17 protein-coding genes are annotated in these 15342 nt (G+C 74.0%); 6 read left to right on the top strand and 11 right to left on the bottom strand.

Annotated features, from left to right (window positions below; genetic code table 11):
* The 7 genes from pcaC to ACN268_RS02865 form a co-directional block, all read right to left on the bottom strand.
* Complete coding sequence (gene pcaC, locus ACN268_RS02895; RefSeq protein WP_088642633.1) at window positions 1-381, bottom strand: 4-carboxymuconolactone decarboxylase; 381 nt, start codon at window positions 379-381, stop codon at window positions 1-3.
* A complete protein-coding gene (pcaD, locus tag ACN268_RS02890) occupies window positions 381-1154 on the bottom strand; it encodes a 3-oxoadipate enol-lactonase (protein WP_421481588.1) in 774 nt (257 codons plus the stop codon). Before pcaD ends, pcaC begins: the two co-directional genes overlap by 1 nt.
* On the bottom strand, window positions 1151-2491 hold the full coding sequence (gene pcaB, locus ACN268_RS02885; protein WP_421481587.1) for a 3-carboxy-cis,cis-muconate cycloisomerase: 1341 nt from the start codon (window positions 2489-2491) through the stop codon (window positions 1151-1153). The genes pcaD and pcaB overlap by 4 nt, the downstream gene beginning before the upstream one ends.
* A complete protein-coding gene (gene pcaG / locus ACN268_RS02880; protein ID WP_421481586.1) occupies window positions 2466-3038 on the bottom strand; it encodes a protocatechuate 3,4-dioxygenase subunit alpha in 573 nt (190 codons plus the stop codon). Before pcaG ends, pcaB begins: the two co-directional genes overlap by 26 nt.
* Window positions 3031-3771, bottom strand: coding sequence for a protocatechuate 3,4-dioxygenase subunit beta (pcaH, locus tag ACN268_RS02875; protein ID WP_421481585.1), 741 nt, complete (start codon window positions 3769-3771; stop codon window positions 3031-3033). Before pcaH ends, pcaG begins: the two co-directional genes overlap by 8 nt.
* Window positions 3768-4511, bottom strand: coding sequence for a CoA-transferase subunit beta (locus tag ACN268_RS02870; protein WP_421486793.1), 744 nt, complete (start codon window positions 4509-4511; stop codon window positions 3768-3770). Before ACN268_RS02870 ends, pcaH begins: the two co-directional genes overlap by 4 nt.
* Window positions 4512-4587: 76 nt before the next feature.
* Window positions 4588-5406 carry a CoA transferase subunit A gene (locus ACN268_RS02865; RefSeq protein ID WP_421481584.1) on the bottom strand — a complete coding sequence of 273 codons (819 nt, stop codon included), beginning with the start codon at window positions 5404-5406 and terminating at the stop codon, window positions 4588-4590.
* 259 nt (window positions 5407-5665) lie between these two features.
* Here ACN268_RS02865 and ACN268_RS02860 point away from each other — a divergent pair, with 259 nt between their 5' ends.
* The 6 genes from ACN268_RS02860 (at window position 5666) to ACN268_RS02835 (ending at window position 11377) form a co-directional block, all read left to right on the top strand.
* Window positions 5666-6838: a 4-hydroxybenzoate 3-monooxygenase gene (locus tag ACN268_RS02860; protein ID WP_421481583.1), complete on the top strand. Its 1173-nt coding sequence runs from the start codon at window positions 5666-5668 to the stop codon at window positions 6836-6838.
* A 212-nt stretch (window positions 6839-7050) separates the two neighbouring features.
* Window positions 7051-8010 (top strand): ABC transporter substrate-binding protein, encoded by a 960-nt coding sequence (locus tag ACN268_RS02855; protein WP_421481582.1) that lies wholly within the window; start codon window positions 7051-7053, stop codon window positions 8008-8010.
* A gap of 64 nt (window positions 8011-8074) precedes the next feature.
* Window positions 8075-8869, top strand: a complete 795-nt coding sequence (locus ACN268_RS02850; RefSeq protein ID WP_363654577.1) for an ABC transporter permease — start codon at window positions 8075-8077, stop codon at window positions 8867-8869.
* On the top strand, window positions 8866-9687 hold the full coding sequence (locus ACN268_RS02845; RefSeq protein WP_421481581.1) for an ABC transporter permease: 822 nt from the start codon (window positions 8866-8868) through the stop codon (window positions 9685-9687). Before ACN268_RS02850 ends, ACN268_RS02845 begins: the two co-directional genes overlap by 4 nt.
* Entirely contained in the window at window positions 9680-10492 is an 813-nt protein-coding gene (locus ACN268_RS02840; protein WP_204926584.1) for an ABC transporter ATP-binding protein, read from the top strand. The genes ACN268_RS02845 and ACN268_RS02840 overlap by 8 nt, the downstream gene beginning before the upstream one ends.
* Window positions 10493-10522: 30 nt before the next feature.
* A complete protein-coding gene (locus tag ACN268_RS02835; RefSeq protein ID WP_357935270.1) occupies window positions 10523-11377 on the top strand; it encodes a PaaX family transcriptional regulator C-terminal domain-containing protein in 855 nt (284 codons plus the stop codon).
* On the opposite strand, the gene ACN268_RS02830 is transcribed toward ACN268_RS02835, so the two are convergent.
* The 4 genes from ACN268_RS02830 to ACN268_RS02815 all read right to left on the bottom strand — a co-directional run bounded on the left by ACN268_RS02830 (window position 11340) and on the right by ACN268_RS02815 (window position 15277).
* Window positions 11340-12866 (bottom strand): acyl-CoA synthetase, encoded by a 1527-nt coding sequence (locus ACN268_RS02830; RefSeq protein WP_421481580.1) that lies wholly within the window; start codon window positions 12864-12866, stop codon window positions 11340-11342. The genes ACN268_RS02835 and ACN268_RS02830 overlap by 38 nt on opposite strands.
* A gap of 53 nt (window positions 12867-12919) precedes the next feature.
* Window positions 12920-13372, bottom strand: a complete 453-nt coding sequence (locus ACN268_RS02825; protein WP_421481579.1) for a MaoC family dehydratase — start codon at window positions 13370-13372, stop codon at window positions 12920-12922.
* Window positions 13369-14271, bottom strand: a complete 903-nt coding sequence (locus ACN268_RS02820; protein ID WP_421481578.1) for an amidohydrolase family protein — start codon at window positions 14269-14271, stop codon at window positions 13369-13371. Before ACN268_RS02820 ends, ACN268_RS02825 begins: the two co-directional genes overlap by 4 nt.
* Window positions 14272-14350: 79 nt before the next feature.
* Window positions 14351-15277, bottom strand: coding sequence for an SDR family oxidoreductase (locus ACN268_RS02815; RefSeq protein WP_421481577.1), 927 nt, complete (start codon window positions 15275-15277; stop codon window positions 14351-14353).
* Window positions 15278-15342: the final 65 nt, after the last annotated feature.

The following is a 15342-nucleotide window of genomic DNA, read 5'->3' as shown; positions in this document are numbered from 1 at the left end:
TCACCCAGCCTCCCGCCGCAGGGCCTCCCGGGCCACCGTGAACGCCCGGTTCGCCGCCGGTACGCCAGCGTAGACGCCGACCTGGAGCAGGACCTCCGCCACCTCCTGTTCGGTCAGCCCGTTGCCCAGCGCGGCCCGCACGTGCATCGCCAGCTCCTCCTCGTGGCGCAGGGCGGCGAGCACCGCGAGGGTGATGCAGCTACGGGTACGCCGGTCGAGGCCGGGTCGGGTCCACACCTCGCCCCAGGCGTAGCGGGTGATGAAGTCCTGGAAGTCGGCGGTGAACGCGTCGGTGCCGGCGACCGCGCGGTCGACGTGCGCGTCACCGAGCACCTGCCGACGTACGGTCATGCCGGCCTCGTGCCGTTCGCGGTCGTCCATCAGTCACCCGCCTGGTCGAAGTGTTCCCGCAGGAGTCGGCCCACCCGCCCGGGTCGCTCGACGTTGGCCAGGTGGGCCGCCGCGTCGAGGACGACCAGCCGCGCCCCGGGGACCCGCTCGACGATCTCCCGGGCGTGCCCGACGGGGATCGCCGGGTCGTCCGCACCGGCGACGACAAGCGTCGACACGCCGATCCGGCCCAGGTCGGGGCGCAGGTCCAGGGCGGCGATCGCCTCGCAGCAGGCCGCGTAGCCGGCCGGGGAGGTCGCGGTCAGCATGGCGCGGTAGCCGGCCACCAGAGCCGGGTGGGCGGCGGCGAACGGCGGGGTGAACCAGCGGGCCAGCACCGCGTCGGCGATCGCCGCCAGGCCGGCCGCGCGGACCGTGGCCGCCCGTTGCCGCCACGGGTCGGGCGGGCCGAGCCGGGCCGAGGTGCACAGCAGGGCGAGCCGGCGCACCCGGTCGGGCGCGTGGGCGGCGAGCCACATGCCGACCATGCCACCCAGGGACAGCCCCGCGTAGTGGACCCACGGCACGTCGAGGTGGTCCAGCGTCCGCAGCACCTCCCGGCCCAACAGCTCCACCGTGTACGGCCCGGCGGGCGTCGCCGAGCGGCCGTGGCCCAGGTGGTCGTACCGGATCACCCGGAACCGTCCGGCCAACGCCGCGACCTGGGGTTCCCACATCGCGCCGGTGGTACCGAGGGAACCGCCGAGCAGCAGCACCGGCGCGGTGGGCGGGCCGTCGACGGTTAGGTGCAGGCGGGAGGTCACGATCCGGCGTCCCGGGCGACGGCCAGCGCGGCGTCGACGAACCGGCCGGCCGACCCGAGCCACCGGTCCGGGTCGAGCGCCTCGTCGATCTCCGCCCCGGACAGGTGGGCGCGGATCTGCGGGTCGGCGAGCAGCGCGGCGCGGAACGCGGGTGCGGCGGCGGCGCGGGTGACCAGGTCGTGCGCGACGTCGCGGCCGACGGCGGGGGCCAGCCGGGCGGCGACGGCCTCGGCGAGCACCCGCCCGCCGGTGGCGTCGAGGTTCGCCCGCATCCGGGCGGCGTCGACCCGCAGCCCGCCCAGCAGCCGGGCGGACCGGGCGGTGGCACCCCCGGCCAGGTGCAGCAGGTCCCGCAGCGGCTCCCACTCGGCGTGCCAGCCGCCGGCGGCCCGTTCGTGCTCCTGCACCGCCGCGGCGAACAGGGTGGCGACGAGGCCGGGGCCACGGCGGGCGGCGGCCCCGACCAGGATCGCGTCGACCGGGTTGCGTTTGTGCGGCATGGCGGAGGAGCCGCCGCGTCCGTCGCCGCCCTCGGTGACCTCGCCGACCTCGGTCTGGGCGAGCAGTCCGACGTCGAGGGCGACCTTGCCGGTGGCCGCGAGCAGGCCACCGAGCGCGGCGGCCAGATCGAGTCGGGGCTGCCGTCGGGTGTGCCAGGGCAACGCGCTCGCGGGCAGCCCCAGGTGGGCGGCGAACCGGGCGGCGACGTCGGGGCCGGCCGGGCCGAGCGCGGCGAGGGTGCCGACCGCGCCGCCGAGTTGCGCGGGCTGCCCGCCGCCGGCCTGCCGGAGCCGGTCGCGGGCCTGGGCCAGGCCGGTCAGCCAGCCGGCGGCCTTGAGTCCGAACGTGGTGGGTGCCGCCTGCTGGCCGAGGGTCCGGGCGACCTGCACGGTGTGGCGGTGGGTGTCGGCGAGCCGGGCGGCGGCGTCGACGGCGGCGTCGAGGTACGGGCGCAACGCGTCGAGCGCCCGGACGGCCAGCAGGCTCAGCGCGGTGTCCAGGATGTCCTGGCTGGTCGCCCCGAGGTGCACCCAGGGTCGGGCCGGGGCGGGCACGGCGGCGGTCACCTCCCGCACGAGGGGGACGACGGGGTTCCCGGCGGCGTCGGCGGCCCTGCCCAGCGCCGCCGGGTCGTACCGCCCGGTGTGGCACGCGGTGACGATCGCGTCGGCCGCCGGGGCGGGCACGAGGCCGGCGTCGGCGCCGGCCCGGGCGAGCGCGGCCTCCGCGTCGAGCAACGCCCGCAGCAGGGCGCGATCGTCGAGTTCCGCGTCCACCGCCGGGCTGCCGGACAGGCCGGAGAGCAGGCCGTCAGACGGCGAAGAAGACGGTCTCACGGTCGCCCTGCAGATGGATGTCGAAGCGGAACCCGTCCGGTGCGGCGCTGGCCAGCAGCGTGTCCCGACGGTCGGCCTCCACCCCGGAGAGCACCGGGTCGACGGCGTTGGCCGCCTGCTCGTCGGGGAAGTAGAGCCGCGTCACCAGGCGGTGCAGCAGCCCCCGGCCGAGCACCGACAGGGTCAGGTGCGGGGCCTCGGTGCCGCCGTCCGGGTCGGGCAGCGGCCCCGGCCGGACCGTCAGTAGCCGGTAGCACCCCTGCTCGTCGGTCTCGCTGCGGCCGAACCCCCGGAATCCCGCGAGCCGCGGCGGCCGGGCCCCGCGCGGGTCGTCGGGGTGGTCGAACCGGCCGTCCGGGTCGGCCTGCCAGCTCTCCACCAGCGCGTCGACCACGGGTTCCCCGGTGCCGTCGACGATCCGGCCCCGGATCCAGAACGCGCCGGGGGTGCCCTCGGGGACGACGTACGGGCCGTCGGGCCAGTGCAGGCCGATGCTCAGGTACGGCCCGACGGTCTGCGCCGGGGTGACGCCCAGCCGGTCACTCATGGTCGCCGTCCTCGAAGGGGGTGCCCTCCCGGCCCCGCAGCACGATGTCGAAGGCGTAGGCCAGCGCCCACTCGGGCTGCGTGGCGGCGTGGTCGTAGCGGGCGACCAGCCGTTGCCGGGCCATCGGGTCACGCACCGAGTGCAGCACCGGGTCCTGGAAGAACAGCGGGTCGCCGGGGAAGTACATCTGGGTCACCAGCCGCTGGGTGAACGCCCGGCCGAACAGGGAGAAGTGGATGTGCGCCGGCCGCCAGGCGTTGTCGTGGTTGCGCCAGGGGTAGGCCCCCGGTTGCACGGTGACGAACCGGTAGCGCCCCTGGTCGTCGGTGAGCGTCCGGCCCACCCCGTCGAAGTGCGGGTCGATCGGGGCCGGCCAGGTGTCGCGGGCGTGGCGGTAGCGTCCGGCGGCGTTGGCCTGCCAGATCTCGACCAACGTACGCGGCACCGGCCGGCCGTCGCCGTCGCGGACCCGGCCGTGCACGATGATCCGCTGCCCCTGTGGTGACCCGTCGTGCTGGCGGGTCAGGTCGTGGTCGAGGTCGCCGAGGCGTCCCTCGCCCAGCAGCGGCCCGGTGATCTCGGTCAGCCGCTGCGGCAGGTGGGCCAGCGGCTGCCGGGGCGCCCGCGTCACGGTCGACCGGTAGCCGGGGCTGAACAGCGGCGGGTGGGCGTCGACGTCGTCGCGCCGGTACACCGGCAGCGGCAGCCGGCGGCCGGTGGTGTCCTCGGTCATGGTCGGCTCCCCTCGGCCGTCGCCCGCAACGCGCGCAGCACCGCCAGCTCGTGTGCCGTGGGCGGTTCGTTCGTGGTCAGCGGCTCGGCGACGGCGAGGTCCCAGCCGGTGGCGGCCCGCGCCTGCTCCCGGCTCACCCCGGGGTGCAACCGGGTCAGGGTCAGCTCGCAGCTGACCGGGTCGGGTTCCAGGACGCCGAGGTCGGTGATCACCAGTCGGGGGCCGCCGCCGCGCAGGCCGAGCCGTTCCCGGTCCCCCGGGCCCGTGCCGTAGCCGACCGAGGTGACGAAGTCGACCCGCCCGGTGAAGGTGCGCGGGTTCTGCCGGACGATCACCACGACCTCGCGGCAGGAGGCGGCGATCTCGGGTGCCCCGCCCGCGCCGGGCAGCCGGACGGCCGGGGTGGCGTAGTCGTCGCCGACGACCGTGGTGTTGAGGTTGCCGTACCTGTCGAGTTGGGCCGCGCCGAGGAAGCCGACATCGATCCGGCCGGGCTGGAGCCAGTAGTTGAACACCTCGGGCACCGACACGACCGCGTCGGCGGTGTCGGCGAGGACACCGTCGCCGATGGACAGCGGCAGCCGGTCCGGTTTCGCGCCGAGGCAGCCGGACTCGTAGACGAGCACCAGGTTCGGGGCGTGGGTGGCGCGGGCGAGGTTCGCCGCGGTGCTGGGCAGTCCGATCCCGACGAAGCAGGCGACGCCGTCGCGGAGCTGCCGGGCGGCGGCGACGGTCATCATCTCGTCGGCGGTCCACCCGGCCGGCGGGGGCGGACCGGTCACGTCGGCCTCCCGGGGTGGGGGGCGGGCCGCGCGGTCACGCCGCCGCCCCGGCCCGGTGCACGTGCCGGTCGAGCCAGGCGCGGAAGGTGTCGCGGTCCCGGCTGACGGCGTCCCAGGCCCGGTAGAAGTCGTTGTCCCGGACCGAGTAGCCCTGGGCGTAGGAGGGGTGGGCGCCGCCGGGCACCTCGGCCACGGCGGTGACCGCCCAGCCGGGCAGTACGACCTGCCCGGGGACGGGGGTCAGCTCGGGCACGACCTCCTCGACGGTGACCAGCGACCGGCGGGCGGCGAGCACCGCCTCCTTCTGTACGCCGGTGATGCCCCACAGCTGCACGTTGCCGGCCCGGTCGGCGCGTTGGGCGTGCACCACGGTCACGTCGGGGCGCAGGGCCGCCACGGCGGTGAGGGTCTCGCCGGTGAACGGGCAGTCGACCGAGCTGACGTTGGCGGTGTGCCGGGGCAGGTCGGTGCCGGTGTAGCCGCGCAACACGGCGAACGGCAGGCCGGACGCGCCGGCCACGTAACGGTTGGCCATCCCGGCGTGGCTGTGTTCCTCCAGCTCCAGCGGGCGCGGCCAGGAGTGCTGCACGGCGTCGCGGAACCGGTGCAGCGACCCCACGCCGGGGTTGCCGCCCCAGGAGAAGACCAGCCGGCGGGCGCACCCGGCGCCGATGAGCTGGTCGTAGACGACGTCGGGGGTCATCCGGACCAGGGTCAGCTCCTGCCGTCGCTGGCGGATGATCTCGTGACCGGCGGCGAACGGAATGAGGTGGGTGAAGCCCTCCAGGGCCACCACGTCACCGTCGCGGACCAGTTCCGCCACGGCCTGCGCCAGCGGGACGAGCGTCGCCATGGGCCTCCCGCCTCACCTCTGACCGGTGTTCGCCATGCGGACCGTCGTGCTCATGTCGAACGTACGACCGATGGCGACATCCGTCAATGTCCATCCCGGACCCGGGCATCGGGACGACCATCGTCCGGGCAGGGCGTTGACGGGAGCCGGGTCGCGTGCCAACGTTCAATGGGAGAACACCCGTTCGCCAAGCGAACGCTTTCGGTGGCCCGCCGCCGGGCCCCGGTGTCGGGCCGGCGTCCAGGAAGGACGGACCGGGATGCGTACCCAGGTCGGCATCGTCGGCGCCGGGCCGGCGGGGCTCATGCTGTCGCACCTGCTGCACCGGCAGGGCATCTCCTCGGTGGTGCTGGAGAGCCGCAGCCGCGAGCACGTCGAGCACCGGCTGCGCGCCGGGGTGCTCGAACAGGGGTCGGTCGACCTGCTGTGCCGCACCGGCGTCGGCGAGCGACTGCTCCGCGAGGGGCTGCGGCACGAGGGCATCGAACTGCGCTTCGCCGGGGAGTCGCACCGGGTGCCGATGACCGAGCTGACCGGGCGGGCGATCACCGTCTACGGGCAGCAGGAGGTGGTCAAGGACCTGATCGCCGCGCGCCTCGCGGCCGGCGGCACGATCCTGTTCGACGCCGGGGTGACCCGGCTGGACGGGCTCGACTCCCCCGACCCGGTGGTCCACTACCGACGCGACGGCCGCGACGAGGAACTGCGCTGCGACTTCGTGGCCGGCTGCGACGGGTTCCACGGGGTGAGCCGGGGCGCGGTGCCCGACGGGGTGCTGACCAGCTACGAGCGGGCGTACCCGTTCGCCTGGCTGGGGGTGCTCGCCGCCGCCGCGCCGGCCGTGGAGGAACTCGTCTACGCCCACCACGACCGGGGTTTCGCCCTCTACAGCATGCGCTCACCGCAGGTCTCCCGGCTCTACCTCCAGGTCGCCCCGGACGAGGACATCGCCGCGTGGCCGGACGAACGGATCTGGGCGGAGCTGCGGGTCCGGCTGGAGACGGTGCCGGGCTGGTCGCTCACCGAGGGGCCGGTGCTGGAGAAGTCGATCACCCCGATGCGCAGTTTCGTGGTGGAGCCGATGCAGTGGGAGCGGCTGTACCTGGCCGGGGACGCCGTGCACATCGTCCCGCCCACCGGGGCCAAGGGCATGAACCTGGCGCTGGCCGACGTGGCGCTGCTCGGCGAGGCGTTCGCCGCGTGGTACTCCCACGGCCGCACCGACCTGCTGGCGGGCTACTCGACCACCGCGCTGCGCCGGGTCTGGCGGGCCCAGCACTTCTCCTGGTGGATGACCTCGATGCTGCACCGGCTGGCGCACGACGACCCGTACGAGGCGAAGTTGCAGACCGCGACGCTGCGGTACGCCGCCACCTCGCGGGCGTACGCGACGAGCCTGGCCGAGAACTACGTGGGCCTGCCCGAGGTCTGAGCGACGCCACCACGACGCAACGTCGTTCAACTGATTCATGACGGGCGTCAGAAATTCTTGACTTTCGATGTCGGGGTGGCTGACCATGGCCACCACAGCGGCGTGCGCCCCCACGCAGCGGTTGGTTCCCCCCGCAGGTCCGAGGCATCCCGCCGACTTCCGACGCACCCCACCACCCCCGCCCAGGAAGGGCCTCGTCAATGAAGAAGGTCATGGCTCTCGGGTTGATCGCCGCCGCGGTCGCCCTCACCGGATGTACCGACTCCGACGCCTCCACCCCGTCCGCGCCGACCTCCGGCGACCTGCGCAAGGTCCGGGTCGCGGCGCTGCCGATCACCGAGACCGCCGCGCTGTGGGGCGGCATCAAGGCGGGCCTGTTCGCCGAGCGCGGGCTCCAGGTCGAGGTGCTGCCCGCCCAGGGCGGCGCGCAGGCCATCCCGGCGCTGATGAACGGCGACATCGACTTCGCCATCGGCCAGCCGTTCGGCCCGTTCCGCGCCGACCTGCAGAACCTCGGCGTCGTCATCATCGGCAACTACGCCTCCTCCTACGCCCAGGGCGACGACATCAACGCCGTGGTGGCCTCGGCGAAGTCGGGTGTCACCCGGCCGGCCGACCTCGCCGGCAAACGGGTCGCGGTCAACAGCCTGGGCGCGGCCGGCGACGTCACGATCATGGCGGCGGTGGAGAAGGACGGCGGCGACCCCAGGAAGGTCAAGTTCGTCGAGGTGGCCTTCCCGGACGCCCCGGCCCAGCTCGCGGCGGGCAACATCGACGCCGCCTGGGTGCCGGAACCCTTCGTCACCCAGCTGAAGGGCCGGGGCGACAGGTTCGTCGTGGCGCCCTACCAGGCGGTGGTGCCGGGCCTTGCCACCCTGACCACCATCACCACCACCGCCCGCCTCGACAAGGACGCCGAGCTGGTCGAGGACTTCTCCGCGGCGATGAAGAAGACCCTCCAGTGGGCGCAGGACCCGGCCAACGCGCCGGCCCTGCGGCAGGCCATCAAGGACAACCTCCAACTGCCGCCGCCGGTGGCGGAGTCGGTCAGGCTGCCGGCGTTCGGCTGGGACGTCGACCGGGGCAGCCTCCAGACGCTCGCCGAACTCGCCGGCAGGTACCGGGTGCTCGACCGGCAACCCGACCTCGACCGGCTCGTCCGCCAGCAGTAGCCGACCCGGCGACGCCCCGGCGGCCCGGCCGCCGGGCGACGCCACCCTCGGAGGTGACCCGCCCGTGCCCACCACCCGACGGCCACCCGCGTTGCGCAGGACGCTGCTCGGCGTCACCGGCCTGGCCGCCTTCCTCGTCGGTTGGCAGGCGATCCCGACGCTGGGCCTGATCGACCCGCAGTACCTGCCGTACGTGACCGACGTGCTGGCCCGGCTCGCCGAACAGCTCGTCGACCTGGCGTTCTGGCGGCGGCTCGGCAGCACCATGACCTCCTGGGCGATCGGGCTGACCGTGGCGACCCTCGCCGCCGTCGCCCTCGGCACCCTCGTCGGCCTGGTGCCGTTCCTACGCCGGAGCACCCACACGATGGTCGAGTTCCTGCGCCCGATCCCGTCGGTCGCGCTCATCCCGCTCGCCGTGCTGATGTTCGGCATCCAGCGGCAGGCCGCCCTGGTCATCATCGTCTACGCGTCGTTCTGGCAGGTGTTCGTGCAGGTGATCTACGGGGTCGCCGACGTCGACGCGGTCGCCCGGGACACCGCGCGCAGCTTCGGCCTGCGCCGCCGCGAGCAGTGGACGCACCTCGTCCTGCCGACCACCCTGCCGTACCTGATGACGGGTCTGCGGCTGGCGGCGGCGGTGGCGCTCATCCTGGCCATCACCGCCGAGATGGTGATCGGCAACCCCGGCCTCGGCCGCATGATCGAGCTGTCCCGCTCCGGCGGCGACGCGGTCGGCCTGTACGCCCTCGTCGTGGTCACCGGCCTGCTCGGGCTGGCGGTGAACCTCGTCTTCCGGTTCGTCGAACGGCGGACGCTGTCCTGGCACGAGTCCGTCCGTGGGGAGCGGGCGCTGTGACCGCGTACCCGGGCCGGATCGTCGCCGCGCCACGCCGCCGGGCCGGCACCCGGGCCGTGGCGGGCCTGCTGCACGCGCTCGGGCTGCCGATGCTGCTGCTGGTGCTCTGGGGCCTGGTGGCGACCAGGGCGACGAACCGGTTCTTCCCCGACCCGGTGACGATCGCCGACGCCTTCGTCGACACCTGGATCGGGCCCGCGTTCGCCCAGGACGTGCTGCCCAGCCTCTACCGCCTCGGTCTCGGGGTCGCCGCGTCGATCGTGCTCGGCGTCGCCGCCGGCACCGTCATCGGCCTGACCCCGTGGTTGCGCGAACTGCTCGAACCGCTGCTGGAGTTCCTCCGGGCCGTCCCGCCACCGGTGCTGATCCCGGTGGCGATGCTCCTGCTCGGCATCACCGACACCATGAAGGTCGTGGTGATCGTCTCCGGCGCGGTCTGGCCGATCCTGCTCAACACCGTCGAGGGGGTACGGGGCATCGACAGCGTGCTGACGCAGACCGCACGGTCGTTCCGGGTCACCCGGTGGGAGCGGCTGTGGTTCCTGGTGCTCCCCGCCGCCAGCCCCCGGATCATGGCCGGGGTCCGGCAGGCCCTCTCGGTCGCGCTCATCCTGATGGTGATCTCCGAGATGTTCGCCTCGTCGGCCGGGCTGGGTTACCGGATCGCCTACTTCCAACGCAACTACCTCGTCGCCGAGATGTGGAGCGGCATCCTGCTGCTCGGCGGGGTCGGCGTGCTGCTCGCCGTCGTCTTCGGGGTCGTCGAGCGGCGCGTGCTGCGCTGGTACCACGGAATCAGGGAGGTCAACCGTGTCTGACCGGGGCACCCTGCTGCGGGTGACGCAGCTCAACAAGGTCTACCGGGCCCGTACCGGCGACGTCGAGGCGATCGGGGACCTCAGCTTCACGATGGACGCCGGCGAACTCGTCTGCATCGTCGGGCCGTCCGGGTGCGGCAAGACCACCCTGCTGAAGTGCCTCGCCGGGCTGCTGCGCCCGACCGGCGGCACCGTCGAGATGCACGGCGCGCCGGTCACCGGCCCCAGCCCCGCCATGGCCGTGGTGTTCCAGGAGTACGGCCGCAGCCTCTACCCGTGGCTGACCGTACGCGGCAACGTCGAGCTGCCGCTGCGGCACAAGCGGCTGTCCCGCGCGCAGCGGCACACCCTGGTCGCCGACGCGCTCGACGCGGTGGGCCTGGCGCACGCCGCCCGCAGCCACCCGTGGCAGCTCTCCGGCGGGATGCAGCAGCGGGTGGCGATCGCGCGGGCCGTCGCGTACCAGCCGGAGGTCCTGATCATGGACGAGCCGTTCGCGGCGGTGGACGCGCAGACCCGGGCCGACCTGGAGGACCTGGTGCGGGAGCTGCACGCCCGACGCGGGATCTCGGTGCTGTTCGTCACCCACGACATCGACGAGTCGGTCTACCTCGGGCAGCGGGTGCTGGTGCTCTCCCACGCGCCGACCCGGGTACGCGAGGACCTGGTGATCGACCTGCCCGCCGACCGCGACCAGATCACCACCCGCGCCCTGCCCCGGTTCACCGAACTGCGCACGCACGTCTACGGCGAGATCCAGCGGGCCAGACGCGGGCAGAATGTGGCCCCGCGACCCGCGCCGTGAGCGCGCCGGGCGTCAGAGGCGGCGGAGGGGATGACTGTGGCTAGGCGACAGCCCAAGCAGCTGGTGCTCGCCTTCTTCGGCGAACACGTCGTCGACGGCGACACCGGGCCGATCCGGGCCAGTGTCCTGATCACCGTGCTGGAGGGGGCGGGGGTCGCCGCGCCGGCGACCCGGGCCACCCTCGACCGGCTGGTGCGCAGCGGCGTCCTCGCCCGGGGGCGCAGTGGTCGGGAGACGCTGTTCTCGCTGACCGAGCACGGGGCGGCGGTGCTGCGGGAGGCGACGTACCGGGTGCGCGGGCCGCGGCCGTTCGACCCGCAGGGCAGCGGTTGGACCCTCGTCACCTTCTCGATCCCGGAGGAGCAGCGGACGCTGCGGCACCGGCTGCGCTCCACGCTCACCTGGGAGGGTTTCGCCCCGATCCGCGACGGGCTGTGGCTGGCCCCCGGCGAGGTCGACCTCGCCGGGTCGTTGGAGCCGCTGCGCCGGGATCTCGCCCCGCACCCCGTGGTCGCCTTCCACGCCCGCGAACTCGCCGGCTTCCCGATCGGCGACAGCGTCCGCGCCGCCTGGGACATCGAGGCGATCCGGCGCGAGCACCTGGCGTTCATCGACAGGTGGGCCGACCCGGCCGCGACCACGGCGACGGCGGGCGCGCTGACCCTGCGCACGATGCTGGTGGCGGACTGGCTGGCGCTGCTGCGGGCCGATCCGAGACTGCCTGCCGAGTTCATGGACGCGCAGTGGCCGGCCGCCCGGTCGGCGCAGACCTACCGCCTGGCGCACCGGGCGCTGGCCGAGGCGTCCGCGGCGGAGTTCGCCGCCCTGGTCACCCACCGGCCCACGGTCAGCCGGCGAACCGCGCCCGCAGCTCGGCCTTCCTGACCTTCCCCGACGCGGTGCGCGGCAGCTCGTCCACGACGACCACGTTCTTCGGCAGCTTGTAGCGGGCGACCCGGCCGTCGAGGTGGGCCCGGACGGTGCCGGTGTCCACCGAGGCCCCCGCCCGGACCGTCAGCACCGCCCACGGCACCTCCCCCCAGCGGTCGTCAGGCACCCCGATCACGGCCGCCGACACCACCCCGTCGATCTCGCCGAGCAGCAGTTCGAGTTCGGCCGGGTAGATGTTCTCGCCACCCGAGATGATCATGTCCTTGAGCCGGCCGGAGACGTAGAGGTAGCCGTCGTCGTCCAGGCGGCCCAGGTCGCCGGAGCGGAACCAGCCGTCGGCGGTGAACGCCTCGGCGGTCGCCTCCGGCAGGCCGTGGTAGCCGGGGAAGACGTTGGGCCCGGCCACCTCGATCTGACCCACCGCTCCGGGGGGCAGCACCGCACCTGTCGGGTCGGTGACCCGGACGTCGGTGAAGAAGTGCGGCAGGCCGACGCTGCCCTGCTTGGCCCGGGTCATCGCCGGCGGCAGCGCGGTCGCGCCCGGCGACGCCTCGGTCATCCCGTACCCCTGGGAGAACGACAGGCCGCGCGCCTCGTACGCGTCGAGGACGCGGGTCGGCACGGCGGACCCGCCGCAGGTGAGCTTCGTCAGCGTGGACAGGTCGGTCGAGGCCCAGTCGGGGTGGTCGGCCAGCAGTTGGTAGGTGGTCGGCACGCCGCTGAGCATGGTCACCCGGTGCCTGGCGATCTGCGCGAGCGCCCGGCCCGGCTCGAAACCGCGCTCGATGACCATCGTGGCCCCCTTGAGGATGACGGGCAGCGCGCCCATCCCCAGCGAGGCGACGTGGAACAGCGGCGAGATCATCAGCGCCACGTCGGTGGAGACCACGTCGTAGTCGACCACGCAGTTGAGCGCCACCCAGGTCAGGTTGCCGTGGGTGAGCACCGCGCCCTTGGCCCGGCCGGTGGTGCCCGAGGTGTAGACGATCGCCGCCGGGTCGGCGGGGCCGGGGTCGGCGTGCCCGGCCCGTGCCGGGTCGGCGTCGCGGGTCAGCGTCGCCAGGCCCGGCCGGTCCGGGGTGCCCTCGCCGGTGACCAGCACCCGTGGGGGCCGGGTGGTCGGCAGCGCGGCGGCCACCGGCACCGCGAAGTCCGGGTCGTGGATCAGCACCCGGGCCGCGCAGTCGGTCAGCACGTGGCCGATCTCGGGAGGTGCGAGCCGGGTGTTGACCGGCACGAACACGGCACCGAGCCGCACCGTCCCGAACATCACCTGGAGGAACTCGGGGCTGTTCTCGCCGAGGTAGGCGACGGTGTCGCCGGTGCCGACGCCGTACTCCCGCAGCACCGCCGCGGCCCGGTCCACGGCGTCGGCGAACTGCGCGTAGGTGACGGTCGCGCCCGCGCCGTGCACGAGGGCGACCCGGTCCGGGGACCTGAGCCGACGCCGGGCCACCCAGGCGCCGATTCCGTGCTGGTGCATCAGCAGTCTCCTGGTGGTGGAGGTGGGATGATCAGCTGGCCGGACGCGGGGCCTCAGGCGTGGAAGCGGTACAACCCCCGGGCGACCACCGCCGGCTTGGTGCCGCCCTCGATCTCGATGGTCTGGTCGACGGTGAGCTGGTAGCCGTCCCGCACCTCGGTCACCTCGACGACGGTGGCCCGCATCCGCACCCGCGCGCCGACCACGACCGGTGCGGGGAAGCGCACCCGGTCCAGGCCGTAGTTCACCTTGGTGGACACGCCCTTGACCTCCAGCAGCTCGGTCCAGAACGGCACCGCCAGCGACAGGGTGAGGAAGCCGTGGGCGATCGGCGCGCCGAACGGGCCGGCCGCCGCCCGCTGCGGGTCCACGTGGATCCACTGGTGGTCGTCGGTGGCGTCGGCGAACAGGTTCACCTGGTCCTGGGTGACCGTCCGGTAGCCGGTGTGCCCGAGGTCGGTGCCGGCGAGGTCGGCGAGCTGGTCGTAGGTGATGGTCGTCGTCATGGCGACTCCTCTCGTCGGTGCGGGGCGAGACCCAGCAGCCGGGCCGCGTTGTCCTTGAGGATGCCCGGGAGCACCTCCGGCCTCAGGTCGGTGGCCGCCACGTCACGCAACCACCGGTCGGGGGTCAGCAGCGGATAGTCGGTGCCGAACAGCACCCGGTGCCTCAGCACCGAGTTGGCGTGGCGCACCAGCGCGGCCGGGAAGTACTTCGGGCTCCAGCCGGACAGGTCGATCCAGGTGTTGGGCTTGTGGGTGGCCACCGACAGCGCCTCGTCCTGCCAGGGCACCGACGGGTGGGCCATGACGATCTGCAGGTCGGGGAAGTCGGCGGCGACCGGGTCGAGCAGCATCGGGTTGGACAGCCCGAGCCGCAGGCCGTAGCCGCCGGGCAGGCCCGCGCCGATGCCGGTCTGTCCGGTGTGGAAGATCGCCGGGAGGCCGGCGCGTTCGATCAGGGCCCACAGCGGGGCGTACGCCTCGTGGCCGGGGTCGAAGCCCTGCACCGTGGGGTGGAACTTGAACCCGCGTACCCCCTCCTGCTCGATCAGCCGGGTGGCGAGGTCGACGGCCGCCGGGCCGGTGCGCGGGTCGACCGACCCGAAGGGGATGAGCACGTCGGCGTGCTCGGCGGCGGCGCGGGCGATCTCGGCGCTGGACAGCGGCGGGTGCCGCAGTTGGGTGCCCGCGTCGACGGTGAAGACGACGGCCGCCATCTGCCGCTCGCGGTAGTACCGGGCCACCGCGTCGACGGCGGGTCGGGGCCCGTCGGTGCGGAAGTACTTCGACACGGCGGCCACCAGCGGTTCGGGCAGCGAGGCGTGGCCGTGGTCGTCGACCTCGATGTGCACGTGCATGTCGATCGCGGTGACGGCGTCGAGGTCGATTGCGGACTGGTACACGGGCGGCGGCCTCCGTCGGGCGGGTCCGGGCCGGCGGGGCGGGCGGACGGTCTCGTCGGTCAGGTGACGGTCGGCCGGGTCAGGGGCTCGCCGGCTGGAACTGGGCGGGCAGTTCGGGGAAGCGTTCGCCGACGCTCTGCGCGGCCCCGTCGAACGTCGTCGGCCAGGCCTCCACCAGCGCGTCGTAGGTCCAGCCGCCCTCGCGGTAGGCGGTCAGCGCCGCCTCCGGGTGGGTCCAGATCTGCAGGCGGTCGCCGCCGACCCCGATCACCTGCCCGGTGATCTTGGCCGCCGCGTCGGAGGCGAGGAAGGCGACCAGCCCGGCCACGTCGTCGACGGTGCCGAAGCCGAGGTCGTGCCGGAAGAACGCGGGCATCGGCTCACCGTCGGCCTCGGCGCGGACGGCGGCGGCGAAGTAGGGGACGGTGGCGGTCATCGCGGTCGCGGCGACCGGGACGACGGTGTTGGCGGTGATGCCGGCCCGCTTCAGCTCCAGCGCCCAGGTGCGCACCATGCCGACGATGCCCGCCTTGGCCGCCGCGTAGTTGGTCTGGCCGAAGGTGCCCCGCTGGCCGGTGGGCGAGCCGATGCAGATGATCCGGCCGCCCTCGCCGGCCTGCCGCATGTGCCGCACCGCCGCGCGCACGGTGGTGAAGGTGCCGCGCAGGTGCACGGTGACGACGGTGTCGAAGTCGTCGTCGCTCATCTTCCACAGCACGGTGTCGCGCAGGACCCCGGCGTTGGTGACCAGGGCGTCGAGCCGGCCGAACGCGGCCAGGGCGGTGTCGACCAGTTCCTGGGCCGTCTCGGTCGGGCCCACCGGCGCGGTCACCCCGACGGCCCGCCCGCCGGACGCCTCGATCGTGGCCACCGCCTCGGCCGTGACGTCGGCGTCGACGTCGTTGACCACGACGTGGGCGCCCCGCCGCGCCAGCTCCCGGGCGTAGGCCAGGCCGAGGCCCCGCCCGGAGCCGGTGACGATGGCGACTCTGCCGTCCAGTGACATGGGCACTCCCTTCCGTCGATGCGATCTGAGCACGAACCATTGAGAATGTCAATTATTCAGGAAGC

This window comes from Micromonospora sp. WMMD735 (assembly GCF_049178995.1).
Taxonomy (GTDB): domain Bacteria; phylum Actinomycetota; class Actinomycetes; order Mycobacteriales; family Micromonosporaceae; genus Micromonospora; species Micromonospora wenchangensis.
Note: the sequence above shows the minus strand (reverse complement) of the source record. Positions and strands in the feature narration are given on the sequence as shown.

Bases quoted from the DNA above. Each gene is read 5' to 3' on its own strand.
- pcaC (WP_088642633.1), bottom strand. From the start codon at position 381: ATGGACGACCGCGAACGGCACGAGGCCGGCATGACCGTACGTCGGCAG.
- pcaG (WP_421481586.1), bottom strand. From the start codon at position 3,038: ATGAGTGACCGGCTGGGCGTCACCCCGGCGCAGACCGTCGGGCCGTAC.
- pcaH (WP_421481585.1), bottom strand. From the start codon at position 3,771: ATGACCGAGGACACCACCGGCCGCCGGCTGCCGCTGCCGGTGTACCGG.
- ACN268_RS02870 (WP_421486793.1), bottom strand. From the start codon at position 4,511: ATGATGACCGTCGCCGCCGCCCGGCAGCTCCGCGACGGCGTCGCCTGC.
- ACN268_RS02865 (WP_421481584.1), bottom strand. From the start codon at position 5,406: ATGGCGACGCTCGTCCCGCTGGCGCAGGCCGTGGCGGAACTGGTCCGC.
- ACN268_RS02860 (WP_421481583.1), top strand. From the start codon at position 5,666: ATGCGTACCCAGGTCGGCATCGTCGGCGCCGGGCCGGCGGGGCTCATG.
- ACN268_RS02855 (WP_421481582.1), top strand. From the start codon at position 7,051: ATGGCTCTCGGGTTGATCGCCGCCGCGGTCGCCCTCACCGGATGTACC.
- ACN268_RS02835 (WP_357935270.1), top strand. From the start codon at position 10,523: ATGACTGTGGCTAGGCGACAGCCCAAGCAGCTGGTGCTCGCCTTCTTC.
- ACN268_RS02830 (WP_421481580.1), bottom strand. From the start codon at position 12,866: ATGCACCAGCACGGAATCGGCGCCTGGGTGGCCCGGCGTCGGCTCAGG.
- ACN268_RS02825 (WP_421481579.1), bottom strand. From the start codon at position 13,372: ATGACGACGACCATCACCTACGACCAGCTCGCCGACCTCGCCGGCACC.
- ACN268_RS02815 (WP_421481577.1), bottom strand. From the start codon at position 15,277: ATGTCACTGGACGGCAGAGTCGCCATCGTCACCGGCTCCGGGCGGGGC.